The sequence below is a fragment of the Actinoplanes hulinensis genome (genome assembly GCF_019429605.1).
GTDB lineage: Bacteria > Actinomycetota > Actinomycetes > Mycobacteriales > Micromonosporaceae > Actinoplanes > Actinoplanes campanulatus.
In genome coordinates this window covers 473,295-476,705 of the sequence record NZ_JAHXZI010000002.1, presented here as the reverse complement: position 1 = coordinate 476,705, position 3,411 = coordinate 473,295, and the positions used below count along the sequence as shown (strand labels likewise).

General features: G+C 70.2%; 4 protein-coding genes. 1 reads left to right on the top strand and 3 read right to left on the bottom strand.

Annotation, left to right across the window (positions count from 1 at the left end; all coding sequences use genetic code 11):
- Positions 1-32 precede the first annotated feature (32 nt).
- From KZ829_RS06020 to KZ829_RS06010, 3 genes are all read right to left on the bottom strand, one after another.
- Positions 33-245: an MbtH family protein gene (locus KZ829_RS06020; RefSeq protein WP_220142813.1), complete on the bottom strand. Its 213-nt coding sequence runs from the start codon at positions 243-245 to the stop codon at positions 33-35.
- 33 nt (positions 246-278) lie between these two features.
- Positions 279-1,220, bottom strand: coding sequence for a TauD/TfdA family dioxygenase (locus tag KZ829_RS06015; RefSeq protein WP_220142812.1), 942 nt, complete (start codon positions 1,218-1,220; stop codon positions 279-281).
- A gap of 66 nt (positions 1,221-1,286) precedes the next feature.
- On the bottom strand, positions 1,287-2,168 hold the full coding sequence (locus KZ829_RS06010; RefSeq protein WP_220142811.1) for an AfsR/SARP family transcriptional regulator: 882 nt from the start codon (positions 2,166-2,168) through the stop codon (positions 1,287-1,289).
- Positions 2,169-2,405: 237 nt separating this feature from the next.
- Here KZ829_RS06010 and KZ829_RS06005 point away from each other — a divergent pair, with 237 nt between their 5' ends.
- A complete protein-coding gene (locus tag KZ829_RS06005) occupies positions 2,406-3,404 on the top strand; it encodes a hypothetical protein (RefSeq protein ID WP_220142810.1) in 999 nt (332 codons plus the stop codon).
- Positions 3,405-3,411: the final 7 nt, after the last annotated feature.

Below are 3,411 nucleotides of genomic sequence, written 5' to 3'. Positions count from 1 at the left end.
GGCAGTGCTGTCTCCTCAGAACGGATCGGATGTCAGGCGGCGGCCTGCTCGGCCATGCGCCGGCGCAGGCTGGCCGGGCGCATGTCGGTCCACACCGTCTCGATGTGTGCCAGGCACTCGTCCTGGCTGCCGGTGAAGCCCTCGGCGGTCCAGCCGGCGGGCAGGTCACGGTCGTTCCACCAGATCGAGTACTGCTCCTCGTCGTTGCGGACGACGCGGTGGCTGGCGGTGTTCTGCTCGGACATCTGAACTCCTGTTTCGAAAAAGGTGGAAGTGGGTCAGTCGGTCATCGCGACGAGCACGCGACGGCTGCCGGTGAAGGAGCGCCGGCCGTGCGCGACGAGCAGGTTGTCGAAGACCATGACGTCGCCGGCCCGCCAGTCGACGTCGACCGCGTTCTCCAGTCCGCGGTCACGGACCTGGATGACGTACTCGTCGGGGATGGTGCTGCCGTCGGCGAACGTCACGTACTGCGGCAGTTCCTCGGGCGGAAGGATCTGGGCGAGCGCCTTGGCGGTGTCGTCGCCCAGGGCGGCCGGGTGCCACTGGTCGGACTGGTTGAACCAGACCTCGGTCCCGGTCACCGGGTGCCTGGTGGTGGACGGGCGCGGCTGCTCGACGTGCAGGCTGCCGTCCCTACGCCAGGTCCACTCGGCGCCGGCCGTCGACAGGTAGTCGTCGACCGCCGCCCGGTCCGCGGTCTCGAACGTGTCCTGCCAGCTCTTGCCGAGGCCCTGGCCGCCGTGCAGGTTCTGGGTGTAGCGGACCCCGTCGGCGAACGCCTCGCGCACCTCGGGGTCGAGTGACTCGAGCCAGAGCGCGGCGTCCACCAGCGGAGTCGCGCCGCCGGTCTCCGCGGCGATCTGGCAGTAGAACGCCAGCCGGCTGGGCCAGCTGGTGGCGTACGACATCTCGTTGTGCATGGAGATGGTGAACTCGGACGGGTACTCGGTGGAGGTGTAGAGGTTCGATCCCACCTTGGTGCGCGGCGAGTTGCCGTTGACGTACGCGAGCCGGCGCGGCAGCAGCCGGTCGAAGACGCCGTCGAGTTCCTCGGGCCGCACTCCGAAACCCCGGAAGACCAGGGCCTTCTCCCGTACGAGGAGGTCGTCGAGCTCGGCGCCGAGCGCGTCGAGGTGGTTGATGAGGGCCTCGGTCGTCGCCGCGGCCCCGATGTCCTGTGCCGTGATGTCCAACGGCTTCCAGCTCTGCCCGGCCATCGAAGCGGTTCCTTCCGTGTGGTGGCTGAGGTCGTGCGCAGCGTCCCGTGCCGGGCTATAGCCGCCCTATACGTGTTTCAGCAGGTGAATGAGGCCGGGCATTCGGAACTGGCTGGCGCCGCGGTCGACGGCGACCTCCTCGACCAGCCGGGCCTCGAGCAACATGTCGAGGACCTGTTCGGCCGTCACCAGCGAGGAGGGCTCGTCGAACACGTCGCTGAGCAGCACCTCCTGGTAGGCGTGGGTGAGCGCCTCGCCCGGGTTCACGCCGAGCTGGTCGGCCAGGGTCCGGCGGGCCCGGTCGTAGGCGACCAGGGCCTCGGAGCGGCGGCCGGCCCGGTGCAGGGCCAGGACCAGCTGGGCCCGGAACCGTTCGCGCAGCGGGTAGCGGGCCACCAGCTCGGTCAGCTCGGGGATGATCTCCAGGCTGGCGCCCAGGTCCAGCTCGGCGGCGGCCTTGCGCTCGCAGGTGAGTGCGTAGGCCTCGTCCAGCCAGGGCAGATGCCGCTCGGACAGCGGCTCGGCCACGTTGGTGAGTGCGGGGCCACGCCACAGCGACAGCGCCTCGCGCAGGTCGTCGACGCCGGCGGCCCGGTGGCCGTCGGCCAGCCGTTCGGCGCCACGCGCGGCGAGTTCCTCGAAGTCGAACAGGTCGACGGCGGCGTCGCCGATGTCGAGGGTGTATCCGGCGTGCTCGCGCACGATCTTCACCTGGAAGTCGAGGCGCTTGCGCAGCCGGGAGACGTACGTGTAGATCTGCGCGTCCACCGTCGCCGGCGGATCCCAGCCCCACAGCAGGGCACTCAGTTCGCCGTGCGGCACGACCTTTCCGCGCGCCAGCAGCAGCGCGGCCAGAACAGTCGTGATCTTGGAACCCGGCAGCATGACACGACGTCCGTCGCGCCACACCTCCACCGGTCCCAGGACTCGAAACTCAAGGTCACTCACGATTCCACCTCCGCACCCGGCACAAGGCCGGGGTACAGCCCCCGTTGGTTTCCTTGATGCGAGGTTCATTCACCCGCGCCTGCGAATCCACAGCAGACGGCGGAGATAGGGGTCGCCGGAGAGGCGTACCGGCCCCCTCAGGGGTGCGGTGGAGATAGGCAAAGTATCGAAGCCCGCCGGATGCTCGCCCCGGTCTGGTCTGCCCCGGCGACCAGCCGTAGATGGAGTGAGGAGAACATGCCAGGCGAAAGCATTCGTTTCCTGAACCGTGCCGACGTCGCCGTCTGCCTGTCCAAGATGGACGCGACGGAGGTGGTCGCCCAGACGCTGCGCGATCACACGCTCGGCCGTACCGAACTGCCGGCCGAGGGCTATCTGAGCTGGTCCAACAGTGCCGGCGCGTACAGCCGGGCGATCGCCATGCTGGGCGCCGTGCCGTCCGGCGGCGCGATGTCGTACGGCATGAAGCTGATCAACGCGTCGGTCAGCAACCCGGCCCGTGGCCTGGAGCGGGCCGGTGGGCTCAGCTTCGCCTTCGACCCGGAGACGGCCCGTCCGGCCGTGGTCGCCGAGGCCGGGCTGCTCAGCGCCGTCCGCACCGCCGCCTACACCGTGGTCAGCCTGCGCGAGCTGGGACCGGAGTCGTTCGGCGAGGTGAGCCTCATCGGCACCGGCACGCTGGCCCGGGTGCATCTGGACGCGATCACGGCGGCGTTCCCGGCGGTGCGCCGCGCCTACGTCCACGACCTCGATCCGGTACGCGCTGCCGCGTTCCGGGACGACCTCCGGGAGCGCCGCCCCGAGCTGGAGATCGTGGTGGTGGACAGCGCCGAACGGGCCGCCGGCGCCGCCCCGGTGCTGGTCACCGTGACCACCAGCAACGACCCCTACATCCCGGCCCGGTGGTTGACCGCCGGCCAGTTCATCGCGCACGTGTCGCTCGACGACCTCACCGAGGACGCCTTCCGGTCCGCCGAGGCGATCTTCGTCGACGACCTGGAACTGATCCGGGAGAACCCGCGCCGGATCATGGGCCGCCTGCTCCAGGAGGACGCCGTGGGCGACCCGCCCAGCCTGGGCGAGGTGCTGATCGGCCGGCAGGCCGCGCGACGGCCGGACCGGGGCTACGTGATCAGCAACCCGTTCGGCATGGCGGTCCTGGACGTCGCCCTGATCCACGCCGTCGCCGGCGTCGCGCGGGAGACCGGCGGCGGGCAGCTTCTCGACCTGCTCTGATCCGCAT

Coding starts and splice junctions, on each gene's coding strand:
- KZ829_RS06020 (WP_220142813.1), bottom strand. CDS start 245: ATGTCCGAGCAGAACACCGCCAGCCACCGCGTCGTCCGCAACGACGAG.
- KZ829_RS06015 (WP_220142812.1), bottom strand. CDS start 1,220: ATGGCCGGGCAGAGCTGGAAGCCGTTGGACATCACGGCACAGGACATC.
- KZ829_RS06005 (WP_220142810.1), top strand. CDS start 2,406: ATGCCAGGCGAAAGCATTCGTTTCCTGAACCGTGCCGACGTCGCCGTC.